Here is a 17,299-nt window from a genome sequence, read left to right as displayed (position 1 = left end):
ATTTATCAGGGGTTTTATACTTGTTGACAGAAATACAAGATTACTGTTATATCAACGATTTTTATGTCTATTTTCGAAAAAACACCTCTCAGATTAAGCGAAAATTTTTTTATGGGGAATTACCCACTAGATTGAATCTGAGAGGTATTTTTTAAGTTGGATTTAAGATGGAAAATATAATAAACATTGATATATCAATGTTTTTAATAGTTTTGGTATATCTAAGAACGGAACAAGAAAACAAGAGTATTCTTTTAATAAAAATACACTAATTTTTTTTATTATCCGAATACGATATTCATTCTTGACTTCAGTTGATAATTGATGATATAGTCCGGCAGCAATGATTAATAAAATAATTTGTGGAGGATAATTAAATGGATTCAAAAAAATTAACAGAAGAGGAATTGACTGAGAAACAAGAAAAGGTAAAGGCTTGGCTACATATATTGGACAAAATCTATGGGGTAAAAATGACCGTTTTTTCTAAGGCGATTGGTATCCACAATCAAAACCTACATAATTTTCGAAAAGAAAAAAGAGGACTGACAGAAGAAAAAACAGTATTATTAGAGAAAGTAATCGTTTTAAAATACGGTAGATTACTAATGTTGGAGGACAGTGACTATGAAAGTTTATCTAAGTAATATTCCGAATAAAGAAAAACCAGACCAATACAAAGTAAAGAAGATTTCTAATACTATTATGAATAATCTAAGAGAAGTAACAATACAAGAATTTGCAGAAGAATTAGCAGTAAATGGAAAAACAGTGGTTTTAGCTGAATTAAAAGAGCCTAAGCTGTCTAAGTATACAGAGATTATTGGTCAGGAACTAGTGATGTTGGATTTTGATAACAAGGATGAGAAGAATTTATATACGATTGAAGATTTGGAAGCTGATTCTTTTGTGCAGAAAAATGCTAGTTTTATCTATCGAACATTTAGCGATATGTATTCTGAAATTGATAAGTTCCGAGTTGTCTTTCAATTGAATACAACCGTGACTGATAACCATGAGATAGAACAGATTTATCAAGGTTTATTTAAAAAATATCCTCAAGCAGATAGTAGTGTTGGACAAACAAGTAGAATGTTCTTTGGGAGCAATAGTGGATATGAAGTGATTGATTGGGATAATCGGTTAAATGTTTCTGAGCTGTTGGGAAACATAAATGTTGAAAATTCTCTGCTAATAGAAGATTCCAACAATGAAATAGTGGATGATTCAATACCAAATTATGAACTATTAAAATTAGGAAAATTCGATATTATTGCAGAAAAACTAGGAAATAATTTTTCTGGTGAATTTTCTGACCCTATTGTTGCAGGGAACTTTTTTAAAACTATAGATATGGTAGAAATATTGGAACTTCCAGATACGAATCCATTTTTAGATATTTTCCATGAAGAAACAAACCCAAGTGCAAGTGTCTATCTAAATGAAGAATACGATATTTATTTATATAAGTGCTTCAGTGAACAATCTCCTTTTCAAGGAGATATTATAAGAGTTATAAGGAAGTTGCTCAATATTAAATCCTATACAAAAGTTATTGAAGTTCTGATAACAATTACAAATAGTGAAATAAATTGGAAGAGTGAAATTGGAGAAGCAAGATATAATGCAATGGAACTACAAAAAGCATTAAAACGTAATACTTTAAGGTTGAACTATCCTGATTTAAATAAATATTTGTATAATTACAGACAAGAAATAGATTTACTTTTAGACTTAATTTTTGATTATACGTATATGGATAAAGTGACTGGGGAAGTGAAATACATGAATTTCATTTCTTTAAAAACGTATGCTAAGTTAGTAAAAGAAAATTTGGGGTATAAAATATCCGAAGGGAAAATGTGGAATATTTTAAATGTAGTGACCGTCACAGAACTGATTCGTAAGGCAGAGTCAAAATCCATACCTATAGACTTGAAGGAAAAGTTGATTTTAAATCAACAAGAGAATTCTGGGCAAATAAGAACAAGTAATGTATATTATCCAGTGGTAAATATTGAAAACTCTCAAATATTAGCTAAGGAAATGGTGAAAAATAATGTTACGATTTCAGGATTAGGTTATAACTTGGTTTATAGATTATTTGGAGAGGAAAAAGCAAACCAAGACTTTCCACAAGCATATAAACCACTGGAAGACAGAGGTTTAGTGAGCATGAGTAAAAGAGATAGGAATTTAACTAAGGCTAGTGTGGCATTAGAGAAATCAGCTGTAAAAATTCTTATGACTCAGATTGAAGAACAAGGATATATGTATGAATCAGATTTAATATCTAAACTTGCTAGAGTGAGGAAAACAAAGAAGAGCATCACTCAAAATAACTTTCAGAAAATTAGAGCTGATATTTATAATAATTATGGGATTAAAAGAGAACGATTGACGAAAGAATTATATTATGAATTGGGTATAAAAGAGAAATATTCATCTAAAGTTGTTCTTTATAAAAAAGTAAGCTATTAAACAGGTAGAATTATATACCTGTTTTTTCTATGTCTTGTATAGCTATTATCAGACATATCTTTATTGTAAATAGGTTATAGTGTAAATAATAGTGTGAATATGTATAGAAAGTTCCCATAAATACTGTCTTTTTTTAGCTAATTCATTTTACACTAATATAATTAATATATACTAACTCTATTAGTGTAAAACGATTTGATTTAAAAAAGTCAATAAAATCAAGGGTTTTTCATAGGTATTTTCAAAGGATTTGTTCCATTTTTACATACTAATTCTATTAGTGTAAAACAAATTAGTTGAAAAAAACCAATAAATTCTAGGGCAATCTGCTTGTTTTCACACTATTATTTACGCAAAAAACTATTTACAGTTGATAATTGTGTGATAAGACAGCTATAAAACGTTGATGTATCAATATTTTATATTTTTGAGTTCTAGCAAGATGAAATCTTGCTTACTTAATATATGTGCTTATGTTTAGCAATATAGCCAAAAGTTGTTCTCTAGTTTTTTAAATATAACGAATTAGTGATAATTAATCACAAATCCTAGTTTAAATATGTTTTTAGGAAATCAGCCTTAAACATCATCATACCAATAATATATCTTTAATGATATATTTTATTTTTTATTACATGTCCAATCGTTTAAATAACATTCAGTGTGTTTTGAGCAGTCTACCTTCATCCCTGAGTGTCTTGAAAATGATTTTCGATGAATTATACTTAAAAATTTATAATCGCCTAGAACGCAATTTAAGCAGCATAAAATTGATTTTGAATTTTTAGCAAAGAAATTACTAATGATTTTAATAGTCAATAAGATTTGAGAAGTATTAATCTGTGATTTGACCATCAGAATTCATTTTTTCAATTTCAAGCATTTGTTGTTCATAAAACGGCGATGTAGCTATTTTAATCTTTTTATCTGTTGAAATCGTTAAAGATGAAATATAGTGAGGAGTTACTGCCACTTCAGCAGATGTTTCTGATAACGTAATTAATAATGATTGATTGTCGCCAAAAGTAGCATATTCTGAAACAATAGCAACTAAGCCATCTTTATTAGTTAGTATCGACAAATACTTAGGAGCTTCTATAATCCATCCAAATTGCATCTTGTGACTATTCATTATATGTTCCAACTCTCTATTTGTTTTTTGTTAATATAATAGTAACTTAAAAAGAGAAAAAGTGCGAGATAAGAAAATATTTATAGTTTATCTCTAGAAACACTGATAAAAATGGTAGGATAATAAAAGTCAATAAAACTAAGGGGAAACTATCTGTTTTCACACATATCTTTTCGCAAAAGTTTATTTACGTTTGATAATAGTTTGGCAAAAATACTATTATCAAACGTTGATACATCAGTATTTGTACTTTTCAGTTCCAGCAAGATGAAATCATACTTACTTATAGCTATCCTTATGTTTAGTGATGTAACTAAAGTTTGCTATTTATAGTTTTAAATATAACAAAATAGTGATAATTAATCATGGATTCTAGTTTGAATATCTTTTGAGGAAATCAACCATAAACATCATCAAAATAAGAATATATCATAAAGTATATAAATTATTCTAAACTATTAGTATTGTATTAAAATAACTCGAAATTTATTTTAAAAAGGTCTGATATTGTTCCTTAGAGCCTTGGGAATCATTTCCGATAAATTATACATAAAAGATTAGAAACGCTTAGAACGCAATTTAAGCAGCACAGGATTGATTCTAATTATAGAGCAAATACTTCGGAGCTATTAAATATTAAAATTATTGTTATTCATGGTCAAATAGGTAACTATAATATTTTAGTTGTGCTAGATTTAGACTTTGAGAATTTACATATAGTCATTGATATATAAGTGTTCAATCAGTATTCATGATTGTAAATGCAAAAAAACATTTCTCAGATGAAAGTTAGTGGTTAATTCCCCACATTTTTTTATTCAATGAATCTGAGAGGTGTTTTTTTTAAAATACATTGAAAAATCGTTAATATTACAGCAATCTTGTATTTTTGTCAACAAGTATAAAACCCTTGATAAATAAGGCTTTTTTAAAGGTCATTTTTTAAGTGATTTTTATCATAAAATTTGAGATAAAAAAGAATCATAATTTTGAATAGCCAAGCTGATAAAATATTTTGATGTTTGGCTATGCTAAGGAGTATTTGTCAAAAATTTAATAGGTTTTGTTGTGAAATATTCATGATATAATTACTTGATAAATTATTCGTATTAAAGTAGGAACATACTTGAGTTTTCTTAAAAGGATTATTAACTAGGAGGGTATTATGAACGGATTGTTCGGTGATAATATATTTTTTTTATTTTTATTTGCCTGTATAACAATTATGAACTATTCAAGAATGACAGAAAATCAAAAAATAATTCTATTTTATTTGCTTACCTTTGGGTTAGCTATTTTGAAAGTTATCAGTATTATGAATAGTATTTTTTATTTATCAATTGTTTCTTTCTTTTATCTGGAATTTTTAACAGAAGACACCGTTAAAATAAAGTTTGTAAAAAAATTAAGATATAAAATTGTAGATTTTCTCTTTTTAATGGTGGCTCAATATAAGTTTTTCCTCTTTTTTATGACTCTAGTTTTTACAAGCACAAGAGTGCAAAATTTTGTTGTAAGCTACTTAGAATTTGATAAAATGCTTGTGAATTCTTTTATGGATTTATTTGCAATTTTATTATTCTTTATTACTGTGTTTGAAATTTCAAAAGAAAAATTTAAAATTAAAACATTTACGAGACTTTTAAATGAAGTTTTTATTCCACCCATTAACGATAGTGAGTTAGATATCTATGAAGAATACTTAGATATATTAGTGAGGATAGAAGATAAAACATATTTCATAAGAGAAAATAGTTATAATGTTTTTACTAAAGAGTTCATTCTTGTAAAGCTAAAACAATATGCTAATCAAAATAGAAAACAAGGAATCAGAATTAGGATTAAAAACTATGTTCTTGCCTCGCAGCATTTGAGGGGATATTCTTCACTTGAAATGCAGTTATTAAGAACAGTAGCTCTCGATGAAGGTTATTATAAAACAATAACTAGAAAAATATATGAAATTTTGTATACAAATATCATTTTTAAGAGTATGAAGGAATATTATGAAAAAAATGATTATGTTAATCACGAAAGGTTCAAAGAATACTTGTTGAGTATATATGTTAGTAATGTCAGAACTAAAATTGATGGTGTAGTTTTTACAAAGATGACAAAATACCTAGGTGAAAATCCTATGGAATGGAATAAAGAAAAATTTTATTTAGCATGTTTAGGGCTAACTTTTCAACCAGAATTTACGTATTTTTATGTTCATGAATTATATAGTGATTTTATCAAGGAATTAGAACTTGACATCAAATTAATTAATCAAGAACTTGTGGGATTGTCTAAGTCTGATAGAAATTATTATGGAGGAGACAAGTAGTGAATGTAGACTATATCCTAGATGAAAATGTTGATTTTTTAATGGGTTTTTCCAATAAAGTCATGGAGCAATTACCAGAAGAACGTTTATATGAAAGTGTAGAAGATAATCGCCTGAGATTTTGTTTCGCAGTATTCCATAACCAGTTTAATTCTCTATTTTCTTTCTTAAATGAAAAAGCAAATTATAATAGTCATTTTAATGCAGACCCGAGTAGAGAATTAATTATACTGGTTGATAAATATGAAGAATTTGAACGTGCTTTATCTAGAACTGATTATGCTTTTAAAATGATTGATAATTATGTAGACACTATTCGATTCATTCAACCACACCTTAGTAATTCTGGTGGGTCAGCTATTCCAGAAGACTATCAGTTACTGAACATTGTTAAATATGAACCAATCATTTGTTTTGAAAAGCAAATTGAAATTGTAAAAGAAAACACCAGTTTATTTTCCTCTTTAAAATTGGTTAATTCTGGTTCTTATGCTATGGTTTATAAGTTTAAAGATACTTTTTATAATCAAATATTTGCTTTAAAAAGAGCAAGAAAAGAACTAACATCTACTGAGTTAATACGATTTAAAAAAGAGTTTGAAAATATGAAAAATATGGATTCTTTATATGTATTAAAAGTTTATAGCTATAATGATGATGCGAATGAATTTATTATGGAATATGTGAAACAAACGCTTAAAGATTTTGTTGATTCAAATAATACCAAATTAGAATTATTTGAAAGAAAAAGGTTAGTTACTCAACTTTTTAATGCGTTTAAATACATTCATTCTAAAGGAATTTTTCATAGAGATATTTCTTTATCCAATATATTAGTAAAGGAATACGATGATAAAACCGTTATCTTAAAAGTTTGTGACTTTGGTTATCTAAAAGAATCAGATAGCACACTGACTCGTCAAAACACTGAATTTCAAGGAAGTTTAAATGACCCACAGTTGAAAATTATGGGAGCGGATAAATACACTATTCAACATGAAATTTATGCGTTAACTCAGGTGATTTTTTATGTAATGACTGGGAGAAAGAATCTGAATAATAATAAAAATAAAGAAGTAGAGAAGTTTATAGATTCTGGTATGAATGCAGATTTATCTAAAAGAGTAAAATCGTTAGAGGAATTGAAAGAAGTATTCTCGAAAACAGACTGGAGTAGATAAGTTTGAATATCCAGAAAGCTTTAATAGAACTAACGATAAATGGAGTAGTTACTTGTAAACAGCTTGTCGATTTTTACGATACTTACCACAAAAATAAAGAATTTAAGGATGCAGTTGATTTTCTAAGTGGAAGTATTGTAATAGATATGGGGCAATTAAAAGATGAATTGTATGTTTCTGAAGATTCACATGAGTTAGTTGCTGTGGAATATATGCAAAAGCATTATCCTTCAGCAGTTTTATTAATAAATTTAATCCCTAAAAATAAACGACATTTCATTCATTAAACTAAATATATATGTTATTTAATAACTAGATATTTATCTTGATTATAAGAATTAACTTTATCCTATGCCTATTTGTTTTTTTGACTGAATACCCCATTGAATACCCCGCAATGTAGATAAAAATGAGGATTTTCGTATCAACGCAGCGGCTCGTATGAATGGCTTAAGCTACTCAAAATTGATGCACGGCTTGAAATTAGCTGAAATCGACATCAACCGCAAAATGTTAGCTGACTTGGCTGTAAACGATGCAGCAGCATTTACTGCATTAGCTGACCAAGCAAAAGACGCTTTAAACAAATAATCCATCGTTGGCAACAACGTTAGCCCCGCTCTTGAGCGGGGTTTTTTGTTTTTTCTCGATGACCGAAGAATGGTTTCTCACTATCTTTCATATGTTTCTTTCCATTAAGCGAAAAATAGATTATACTTTTGAAAACGTTTGTTTTATTTATCTTACGATTTTTCCACGAACACTGCAGCAAAAGGAGCATACGATGGCAATTGATTTATGGCGGCATTTTAAAAAAGGATTGACGGTATATGTTGGGATTGGAATTGCGGTCTCATTTTTGAGTGCCGCGAATGTTTTTTATTTTCAAAAACTACTCGATTCATTTGGCAAGACACTTGATTGGCCAGTTGTTTTTATCTATGGGTTAACGCTAGTACTGGTACCGCTTTTGTCCTATCTCGAGCAGAAACCAAAAACAACATTGTACAACAGCATGTATTTCTATCTCAAAGAACAAGCTTTAGTAAAAATCAGCAAGATTGCCTATTCCGAGTACTTGCAGATCGGCTCTGGAGCACTCTTACAGAAAACCGAAGCGGGAGCAGCGGCTGGCAGAAATATCCATTTGAATTTTTATGGACGCTTGTTTAAAGAATTGCTTCCCGAAACACTGTTTAACTTAGCTTTTATTGCTATGATCGATAAAAGATTGATTCCAGCGATCCTTGTGGGCTATCTAGTGGTGTTTATCGTGACCAATCTGCTTTTGAAAGTTTTACGCTCTCTCAAAGAACGTGCGCTAGTTTCAGAAGAAACCATGAATAGCACCTTTATTCGCGGACTAACGGAAATGGTTACGTTTCGAATCAATAAACGGTTTGAAAAAGAGATCGCACAATATAAAAACATGGCTGCTGACACAACAGAACGTTTGACGAAAATGACGATGATCCATGAGTTTTTCTTTGGTTTTTTTGCAGTCTTAGTCGCATTGATCAAAGTCGCAATTGTGGTATTGGCATTTACAAATCAGATTACGGTCAGCTTGGGCGGTTTAGCAGCATTGATTATTTATGTGGATCGAATCTACACGCCTGTTGCAATATTTAACGTGATTTTTGTTCAATACAACTTAGATAAAGTTGCCTTTGCACGGTTAAACGAATTTTTCTATCTGTCAGAGGACAAAGCATTAACACAAGGCGATGCATTGTCTGAGACCATCAACTGCATCACAGTTAAGGATCTATCCGTCACACTTCAAGAAAAGCAAATCTTAACCAATAGCACACTGGAGCTGAAGCGGGGAGCAATTTATGGGTTAGTAGGAGAAAGCGGCGCGGGAAAATCAACGCTGGTCAAAACGATTTTAGGCTTGTATCAGCCGACGACCGGTGCGATCCTGATCAATCACAAAAATTTAGCTGCTTATAACTTAAATGATTTCTATGAGCATATCTTTTATCTATCGCAAGATGCCCCAATCTTCCAAGGAACGCTGAAAGAGAATATTATTTTTGATAAGGAAATCGCAGACGAGGAAATCATAGCGGTATTAGAAAAATGTCAATTAGGCGCATTCTATCAGGTACTCAAGGGAGGACTATCTGCTGAAATTGGAGAAAAAGGAGCCAACCTTTCTGGTGGGGAAAAACAGCGAATCGCTTTTGCCCGATTGTTTTTCTCAGACGCAGAAGTCATTGTTCTTGATGAAGCCACATCTGCTTTAGACGTAACAACAGAAGAAAAGCTTTTTGCAGCGATCAAAGACCAATTGAAAAATAAACTAGTCATTATGATCACCCATCGCCCGAAAAATTTGATTTATGTAGATGAGATCATTGAATTGAAAAAAACACAGGTTGTAGCGGCTTCATCATAAAAGCAGCTTCAACCTGTGTTTTGATCAGCGCATCAGTAAATGCGGCAGTGTACTAAGCCATGCGATGATGCCGACGATCAAGGTAAAGACCACGACGATGAATGCTGTTGAAAGGAAATCTTTTTTGACGTCGCGCTTTTTTCTAATGGCATCGAGGTCTTGATTTTCCATGAAGGCAACGATCTCTTTATACGTTTTGATATTTTGGGTTTTCTTGATTTTTTCGATCTTTAATGCGGCATACATGGAGACGAGCCAAAAACATAGAGGCGGGACAATCCACCAGTATCCGGGTAAATAAAGAGCAGGCCCAACAGAGAGTGCGGTCAATAGTATAAAAAGCAGCATCATTTTTGTGTAACGATCCATTTCTGTTTTCTCAATCGTTTCTTTCATTTGTTCAACATCCCCTTTGACTAATTCATCTAAAGAAACATCAAATAGAACACTGAGCAATAATAAATTGTGAACATCAGGATAGCTTTTTTCATTCTCCCAATTGGAGATCGTTTGTCGGGAGACATAGAGTTTTTCTGTCAGCCCTTCCTGAGAGAGACTTAATCGTTCCCGATGTTTTTTTATTTGTTTGCTTAAGTTCATTTTATCCGCTCCTTCTACCATTAGTTTAGGCCAATGTCTGCATTCTAACGATCAAATGTCTTTGACAATGCCTTGAAATCAAGTGTCAAAATGTTTTTACAGTTGGGTTTATGCTGTTTACACAGCAGTACAGCGTTGATTTTCTTCAACGAATAAGCGACAGTCAGCTTTCTTATTGTTTTTTTATAGAAGCACCTGCTGGTTTCTTAATAAAGAAAATGATGAAGAGTCTGTGCTGATTTTTAATGTTTGTCTTTATCTATTATTCATTAATTTCGCAAAGATGGGAAGAGGAGAAAACAACTAAGCGTGTGAAAGCATCATTTTTCCATTAGTGGATTTTTAAAGGTCCCTGTGTGTTGAAATGGAGCCATTCAGAAGTGACGTCTGTTTGTTGGTTCTGTTCTAGAAGAAAATCGACTGTTGATAAGCATATCTCCCCATAAAAACGTCTGCTTTGTGCTATACTGAGGCTTTGTAAAAATAAGTTTGTACAAGCAAGCAGCAACGGTTTTTTCATTGATTGCTTGCAAGAAGGAGCGTATACGCAGTGAAAAAACTAAAGGTTCAAGATTTAATTGCAGTGGGGATCTATACAGCGATCTATTTTCTTTTAATGAGCGTCTGTCTATTGATTTTGCGTTTTGTGATCCCAGGTTTTCATAATTTATTTATTCCAGCAGTCACCGCTTTGTTTTCTGGCATTATCTATCTGATTTTATTGAATAAAGTACCGAAATTTGGCGCAATCACCATTATGGGTACCGTGGTAGGGCTCTTTTTTTTGATTTCAGGACATTTTCCATTGGCCTTTTTGCCCAATATGATTTGTGCCTTAACAGCTGATTTGATTCAATACAAAACAAAGCTCAAAGAGAACGTTCGCGTACTGGCGAGTTATATCGTCTTTAGTTTTGGCTTGATGGGCCCGATCTTGCCCCTGTGGTTTATGAAAAATGCCTACATCGATTCATTAGTGGCTCGCGGAAAAGATGAAACCTACATTGCCGGTGTGTTTGCTCATACCTCCAATGTGATGTTGGGGCTTTGTGCATTGGCCGTTTTGATTGGTGCGGTGGCTGGTTTAGGCATTGGTAGCCGCTTGATGGAAAAACATTTTCAACCAACGATCCAATCGCATAAAGGGTGAGGAATGTGTCGAAAACAAGGTTTGATCCCCGCAGCAAATTGGCGGTGATTCTCTTTGCTAGTTTTACTATGATGGTGTCCATTAGCTGGATCGATGAGTTTGTCTTTGTCACGTTCTTGCTGCTGCTATTTTTAGTCAGCGGCTTTTGGAAAAAAGGCCTGATGTTCTATGGCGTGTTTGTCTTGCTGACACTGGCAGATAGTTTTTTGTTTCGCCAAGGAAACCACCTATTGATCGTGTTGCTGGATTTCTTTTCCGTCGGTTATCGCCGCTTATTGCCAACGATCATGGCGGCGGCTTTTGCCATTAGTGGGACGAAGAACAGTGAGTGGATGGCGGCGTTGCAAAAAATGCATGTGCCCAATGTATTATTAGTCCCGCTGGCAGTCTTATTTCGTTTTTTTCCCACATTGGTACAAGATTTCAAAAGTATTCGCCAAGCGATGCGCTTTCGCGGCATCTCGCTGTCGGCAGGATCGATCTTGCTTCATCCACTGCAAAGTGCGGAGTATTTTTTGATCCCATTACTGATGTCGGCTGAAAAGACCGCAACCGAACTGTCGGCTACGGCGCTGGTTCGCGGGTTAGCATCAGAAACTCCCCATACCACCGTCCACGAACTGAAGCTGCGCTGGTGGGATGGCTTGGTCTTTTTAGCATTATGCGGCTTTATCGTGAAAAGGATGTGGCTTGGATGATCACACTAGAACAAGTGTCAGTGAAACGAGAAAATCGAACCGTATTATCTGAGCTTTCTTTGACAGTCGCAGCTGGGGAAGTTATCGTTTTGTGCGGCGCTAGCGGCAGCGGAAAATCGACCTTGCTCAATGTTTTGAATGGCTTGATCCCTGAGCTGTATCCCGCCGAAGTGCAAGGAAAGATCCGTGTCGGAGAAACAGACTTGCCAGTTGCCGATTTCTCCCATTATGCCCAGACGATTGGCGTCGTCTTTCAAAACCCCAAGACTCAATTTTTCACCACGGATGTCTATTCGGAGTTAGCTTTTTCGATGGAAAATGCGGGCGTCGCACCAGAAAACATTCGGCAGCGAATCACCGAAGTAGCACAGCAGTTTTCCCTGACCCCGTTGCTTGATGCTAGTGTCTTTGACCTATCTGGTGGGGAGAAGCAGCTGATTGCTCTCGCTGCAGCCACGATGCTGCCCCATGATGTGTTCTTATTGGATGAGCCTTCCAGTAATTTGGATCAAGAAGCGATCCAAAAGTTGACTCAAGGATTGGCTTCTTTAAAACAACAAGGGAAAACCATTGTGATCGCCGAACACCGCTTGGCGTATTTGGCGCCACTGGCAGATCGCTTCTGTCTATTAGAAGCAGGACGATTGCGGGCGTCTTATCCAGCAGATCAGCTGTTGTCACTGCCCGAGGAGGCAATTCACGAGTTGGGATTGCGAAAAGTAGGCGAGGCGGCATTGGAAAATCAGCACTGCCGAGAATCTTTGCCAGAAAAGTCTGGATTAAGGGCAACGCATCTGCAGATCAAGCAATCGAAACGCTCAGCAAACAGCAGAAATTGGGCGCTTAACTTGCCTGAACTACAATTGCCGACGAAGCAAGCTGTGGGGATCGTTGGACCAAATGGTGCTGGCAAAAGTACGTTGGTGCAAGTCCTGTCAGGATTGAAAAAATGCCCAGAAGCAGTATTTGCCATCAATGGACAAAAGCGGACCCAAAAGCAGCTGCTGCAGGAAAGCTTTCTTGTGATGCAGGATGTTAACTTGCAGCTGTTTTTTGAAACGGTGGAAAAAGAGCTGCTGATCAAAGCCCAAAACCCAGCGCGTTTTGAAGAAATTGTCTCATTGTTGCACTTAACACCACTCCTTGCCCGACATCCGCAAAGCTTGTCGGGTGGGGAAAAACAACGAGTTGCCATCGGCAGTGCCCTGCTTTCTGGTAAACGCTTGTTGTTTTTCGATGAACCAACGAGTGGGTTAGATTTGCAGCAAATGGAAGAAGTCGCAAAACTGTTGCGAACAGTCGCTAAAGAAGTTGATCTGCTAGCGGTGATCAGTCATGATCGCGAGTTTTTGGCTGAAACATGTCCTTACGTGCTTCAACTCCAACAAGGGGAACTTGTTGGCACGTATCAGCTAGCAAAAAATATGGAATAAATGAAAGACGGAGTGGACCTTGGTTCATGCCGTCTTTTTTGGTTGAACATGAAAAAATCTTCATGATTTTTTTCTTTCAATCAGTTAGGAAGTTTCGAAAAAATCCGTTATGATAGAAGCAAAACAGGAGGAGGAGCGCATATGGCCTTGAAGATCTTGCTAGTAGAAGACGAAGAAAGTTTAGCCAGTTTTATTCAGACCGAATTGACTTTTGAGGGATATGACACGGTCTGGGCCAAAGATGGGCAAGAGGCATTGACCTTGTTCAATCAGCAAGCAAATGCCTTTGATCTGATTTTATTGGATTGGATGCTGCCAATCTATGACGGCATCACAGTGGCGCGGCGGATACGCAAAGAAAGCGACATCCCGATTTTGATGATGACCGCCAGAAATCAAACCGCCGATGTGGTGACGGGGCTTGATGTCGGATTAGATGATTATTTAACGAAACCTTTTGAAATCGAAGAACTGTTTGCCAGAATTCGGGTGATCGAGCGGCGTTTGCAACGAGAAGCCAAACAACAAAAGAACCAGCAAAACCAATTAGTGGCGGGGGAGCTGATGATGGACATCGCCAAGCACTTGGTTCAGGTTGCCGGTGAAACCATTGAGTTGACGCCCAAAGAGTTTGGGATTTTATATGAATTGATGAAAGAACCCGAGGTCGTCAAAACGAGAGATGACCTGTTGAATGAGATTTGGGGCTATGAATACGACGGCCAAACAAATGTTGTAGATGTCTATATCCGCACACTGAGGAACAAGCTGGATGTTTGCGGCAAAGGCAAAATGATCGCAACCGTTCGTGGATTAGGCTATGTCTTGAGGACCGATCATGAAGAATAAGTCAGCCAACCAACGTAGAAAAACAGCCCAGTTTCAATTGACGAGCCGCTTTTCCTTGATTCTCTTTGGTCTGCTGATTCTCTTCAATCTGCTGTTTATTTTATTATCCGTAGGTTATTTGTTTGAACATATCGAAAATCGTGCCAGCAACATCCTTGAAGCCATCGAAAAAGGTGAGGCATCAGGGGATGCCTGGGACTTTCTCGTCAATGCCTATGTCTCGGCAGATGAAGAAGACGCCCTGCAAGTGATCTTAGCCGATGGCAGTGTCGTTTCATCAGAAGATGCGGAAGAGATTTTTGCCGATATCAATCAAGGGCGAGTGATTCCTTTTCTCGAAGACATCGTTTTTACAGAGGAGGGCATCTATTACACGAAAACCCAAGAAGTCGATGGGGATCAGGTGACGATCGCTATCAATGGGGAGGATAGTGTGGAATTAGCCTATGGCCTCTTTATGATCAGCAGTTTCTTGAATCTGATCGCTGTTGTCGTGGGCAGTCTGCTGATTTATTGGAGTGTCGGGAAATGGAGTCAGAAGCTTACGGGTATGGCGCAAGAAATTGCTGCCATTGAACAAAGTCGAACAGGAGAACTGACGGTTTCTGAAGAGCCCATCGAGATTCGTTCAGTGGCATTGGCCTTTAATAAATTATTGAAAGAACAGCGAGAGACGATCGAGCGGGAAAAACGGTTCGTTGCCGATGCTTCCCATGAGCTGCGAACACCTTTAGCTGCGATTCGCGGACATGTCCAATTGATCCAGCGGCGTGGAACCAAACATCCCGAAGTCATTCCTTCCTCAATGGCGTTTATCGACAAAGAGTCGAAGCGTTTGGAAACATTGAGCAATCAATTGTTGGACCTAGAAAAAAATCAATCCCAAGATGAAATGACCTTTGTTGATGTTTCCCAGATCGTCCGAGAAGAGTGTGAAAAACAAGCGACGATCGTTCCGCAATCGATTGAATATTTTGTGGAGAACCAATGTATGAAACGTGGGCATAAACGTGACTTCCAGCAAATCATCCAAAACCTGTTAGAAAATGCCGCGAAGTATTCACCTGCCGATCAGCCGATTCATGTGACCTTGACGCAAGAGCAGAGACAGATGTCTTTGACCGTCGCCGATTTTGGCATTGGGATTCCCGATGATAAGAAAGCCTTGATTTTCGAACGGTTCTATCGAGTAGAAGATTCTCGTTCCAGCCAGATTGCTGGTTCAGGCATCGGGCTTTCACTGGTAAAACAGCTGGCAGACAAGTATCATGCCAAAATTACCGTGACAGACAATCAACCGCAAGGCAGTATCTTTAAACTTGCCTTTCCAAATGAAAGAGAAAGATGAAGATTTTTTTAGATTTTCTTCAAGCATTTTTGATTCTTTTTCATGAGGAACTTGTTATTCTAAATATATAGAAAAAAGGAATACACAAACAATTGGAGGAATGAAACATGAAAAAAACAACTATTTTATTCGGAATTGCCGCATTAGGATTATTGGCAGGATGTACACAAAACAACACTGGAAATTCAGAACCTGTGCAAAACAGCAGCTCAAGCACAGCAGTTGCCTCATCAAGTGAAACAACGTCGTCACAAGCAACAGACAGCTCTTCAAGCAGTGCAGCGATCGCCAATGGCGGCTTACCTACGGTGACCGTAGAAGAAGCGATCCAAATATTCCAAGACAAATACCCAGATGCAGCGATCACTTCGATTGATTTGGATACTTCTTTTGGCAATTACTTCTACCAAGTAGAAGGCGTGGATGACACGAATGAGTTTGAATTAAAGATCGATGCAGAAACCAAAGAAACTTCTGAAGAAAGAACGGAAAAATTGGATGCCGATGAACAAAACGGTGTCAAAAAAGATGCCGATCAATTGGACCTAACCAACTTGCTTTCATTGGAAGAAATTTCTGATATTGCCGTGAAAGAAGCTGGCGGTGGTCAAGCAACAGATTGGTCATTAGACAAAGAAATGAATGTAACCTATTGGGAAGTCAAAGTAGAAGATGGCAACAAACAAACAGATGTGAAAATCAATGCCCAAACAGGTGAAGTACTAGAAACCGAATTGGATGACTAATCCTGTTTCGCAGTAAAAAAGATAAGCCGCTATCGTCTATGCGCAAAAGACGATAACGGCTTATTTTTTTACGTATGCTGTTTGACTTCAGTTAACGGTTTGACGCGACCACCAATTTTATCTGCAAATGCTTCGGACTGCTTCCGATCTTCAAAGACCCATAACTTGTCTGGAATTTTTTCACGAGTGCGACGACCATCTTTGCCAATGTAACCATGCAAAACTTTAATCACGTACATCGCCATCATCCTTCCCTGAAATTACTTTTGATTATACGAAAGCCGTTTCAAAAAGCAAGGATTTTGACTTAAATGAGTGATCAGAATTGATTATTCCCCTGACAGGGTAGCATAATCAGCAAATCGTTGATGGATTTCAGGAAAACTACGCTTCAGCTGCACGATGCGATTGGTCTCTTTTGCTAAAAAACAATGCTTTGAAGTCCCCGTCGTTGCCAACTGACCATCGCTAGTTTTGTAGATCTCATAGCGAAAATCCAAACGCGTGCCAGTATATTTGTCGACCAAAACATCGATTCGCACCTCATCTTCGTAACGAATCATCGTTTTGTATTGCGCACTGACTTCCAGCACGGGAACGATCAAGCCCGCTTCTTCGATGGTATGATACGGTAAATCCAAAAACGCGAGTAATTCCACGCGGGCCTCTTCAAACCAGCGGATATAATTGGCGTGATGGATGATCGCCATTTGATCGGTCTCATAGTAGTGTGGTTGACGGATATAGCCTGAATATAAAGACATAAAAACAGCTCCTTTCATAGAAACAAAACCTTCGTTATTCAGCATAACGCAAAAAGGAAGAAAAGCAAACAGAAGGAGAGCTTCTTTGTGTTGAACACTTGAGAAAATGCTACTAGAGAGCAGCGGAGTGAAAAAGACAGTGAAACACCTTGACTTTTTCATAGCTTTCTTGTAGTTTATAGAT

At 36.0% G+C, this 17,299-nt stretch carries 16 protein-coding genes and 1 pseudogene; 13 read left to right on the top strand and 4 right to left on the bottom strand.

Annotated features, from left to right (window positions below; translation table 11 throughout):
- Positions 1-377: 377 nt before the first annotated feature.
- Both ECA1_RS01170 and ECA1_RS01165 read left to right on the top strand, forming a co-directional pair.
- A complete protein-coding gene (locus ECA1_RS01170; protein WP_060791506.1) occupies positions 378-647 on the top strand; it encodes a hypothetical protein in 270 nt (89 codons plus the stop codon).
- The gene (locus ECA1_RS01165; protein ID WP_060791505.1) at positions 628-2,481 is read left to right on the top strand and encodes a hypothetical protein; all 1,854 of its coding nucleotides are present in this window, start codon (positions 628-630) and stop codon (positions 2,479-2,481) included. The genes ECA1_RS01170 and ECA1_RS01165 overlap by 20 nt, the downstream gene beginning before the upstream one ends.
- 835 nt (positions 2,482-3,316) lie before the next feature.
- Here the strand turns inward: ECA1_RS01165 and ECA1_RS01160 are convergent.
- Positions 3,317-3,598 (bottom strand): hypothetical protein, encoded by a 282-nt coding sequence (locus tag ECA1_RS01160; RefSeq protein WP_240189693.1) that lies wholly within the window; start codon positions 3,596-3,598, stop codon positions 3,317-3,319.
- 1,180 nt (positions 3,599-4,778) lie between these two features.
- Between ECA1_RS01160 and ECA1_RS01155 the strand changes: the two genes are divergently transcribed.
- The 5 genes and pseudogenes from ECA1_RS01155 to ECA1_RS01135 all read left to right on the top strand — a co-directional run bounded on the left by ECA1_RS01155 (position 4,779) and on the right by ECA1_RS01135 (position 9,527).
- A complete protein-coding gene (locus ECA1_RS01155) occupies positions 4,779-5,942 on the top strand; it encodes a hypothetical protein (protein WP_060791503.1) in 1,164 nt (387 codons plus the stop codon).
- Complete coding sequence (locus tag ECA1_RS01150) at positions 5,942-7,123, top strand: protein kinase family protein (protein ID WP_060791502.1); 1,182 nt, start codon at positions 5,942-5,944, stop codon at positions 7,121-7,123. The genes ECA1_RS01155 and ECA1_RS01150 overlap by 1 nt, the downstream gene beginning before the upstream one ends.
- 2 nt (positions 7,124-7,125) lie before the next feature.
- Entirely contained in the window at positions 7,126-7,410 is a 285-nt protein-coding gene (locus tag ECA1_RS01145; protein WP_060791501.1) for a hypothetical protein, read from the top strand.
- Positions 7,411-7,543: 133 nt separating this feature from the next.
- A pseudogene (gene rplT / locus ECA1_RS01140) lies at positions 7,544-7,714 on the top strand (50S ribosomal protein L20); the annotation flags it as partial.
- 193 nt (positions 7,715-7,907) lie between these two features.
- Positions 7,908-9,527, top strand: a complete 1,620-nt coding sequence (locus tag ECA1_RS01135) for an ABC transporter ATP-binding protein (protein WP_060791500.1) — start codon at positions 7,908-7,910, stop codon at positions 9,525-9,527.
- Between the two features lie 24 nt (positions 9,528-9,551).
- On the opposite strand, the gene ECA1_RS01130 is transcribed toward ECA1_RS01135, so the two are convergent.
- Complete coding sequence (locus ECA1_RS01130) at positions 9,552-10,127, bottom strand: helix-turn-helix transcriptional regulator (RefSeq protein ID WP_060791499.1); 576 nt, start codon at positions 10,125-10,127, stop codon at positions 9,552-9,554.
- A gap of 550 nt (positions 10,128-10,677) precedes the next feature.
- On the opposite strand from ECA1_RS01130, the gene ECA1_RS01125 reads away from it, so the two are divergent.
- The 6 genes from ECA1_RS01125 (at position 10,678) to ECA1_RS01100 (ending at position 16,351) form a co-directional block, all read left to right on the top strand.
- Entirely contained in the window at positions 10,678-11,277 is a 600-nt protein-coding gene (locus ECA1_RS01125; protein WP_005233871.1) for an MptD family putative ECF transporter S component, read from the top strand.
- Complete coding sequence (locus ECA1_RS01120) at positions 11,274-11,975, top strand: energy-coupling factor transporter transmembrane component T (protein ID WP_016612886.1); 702 nt, start codon at positions 11,274-11,276, stop codon at positions 11,973-11,975. Before ECA1_RS01125 ends, ECA1_RS01120 begins: the two co-directional genes overlap by 4 nt.
- Entirely contained in the window at positions 11,972-13,408 is a 1,437-nt protein-coding gene (locus ECA1_RS01115) for an ABC transporter ATP-binding protein (RefSeq protein ID WP_060791498.1), read from the top strand. The genes ECA1_RS01120 and ECA1_RS01115 overlap by 4 nt, the downstream gene beginning before the upstream one ends.
- Positions 13,409-13,549: 141 nt before the next feature.
- The gene (locus ECA1_RS01110; RefSeq protein WP_008379528.1) at positions 13,550-14,257 is read left to right on the top strand and encodes a response regulator transcription factor; all 708 of its coding nucleotides are present in this window, start codon (positions 13,550-13,552) and stop codon (positions 14,255-14,257) included.
- Complete coding sequence (locus ECA1_RS01105; RefSeq protein WP_060791497.1) at positions 14,247-15,605, top strand: sensor histidine kinase; 1,359 nt, start codon at positions 14,247-14,249, stop codon at positions 15,603-15,605. Before ECA1_RS01110 ends, ECA1_RS01105 begins: the two co-directional genes overlap by 11 nt.
- 107 nt (positions 15,606-15,712) lie before the next feature.
- Complete coding sequence (locus ECA1_RS01100) at positions 15,713-16,351, top strand: PepSY domain-containing protein (protein ID WP_060791496.1); 639 nt, start codon at positions 15,713-15,715, stop codon at positions 16,349-16,351.
- Between the two features lie 68 nt (positions 16,352-16,419).
- Here ECA1_RS01100 and ECA1_RS17590 read toward each other — a convergent pair whose 3' ends face one another.
- Both ECA1_RS17590 and ECA1_RS01095 read right to left on the bottom strand, forming a co-directional pair.
- Complete coding sequence (locus tag ECA1_RS17590; protein WP_008379536.1) at positions 16,420-16,590, bottom strand: hypothetical protein; 171 nt, start codon at positions 16,588-16,590, stop codon at positions 16,420-16,422.
- 90 nt (positions 16,591-16,680) lie between these two features.
- Positions 16,681-17,115: an acyl-CoA thioesterase gene (locus ECA1_RS01095; RefSeq protein ID WP_060791495.1), complete on the bottom strand. Its 435-nt coding sequence runs from the start codon at positions 17,113-17,115 to the stop codon at positions 16,681-16,683.
- Positions 17,116-17,299 lie beyond the last annotated feature (184 nt).

The organism is Enterococcus casseliflavus NBRC 100478 (genome assembly GCF_001544095.1).
Taxonomy (GTDB): domain Bacteria; phylum Bacillota; class Bacilli; order Lactobacillales; family Enterococcaceae; genus Enterococcus_D; species Enterococcus_D casseliflavus.
This window is presented reverse-complemented; position numbering and strand designations above follow the sequence as displayed.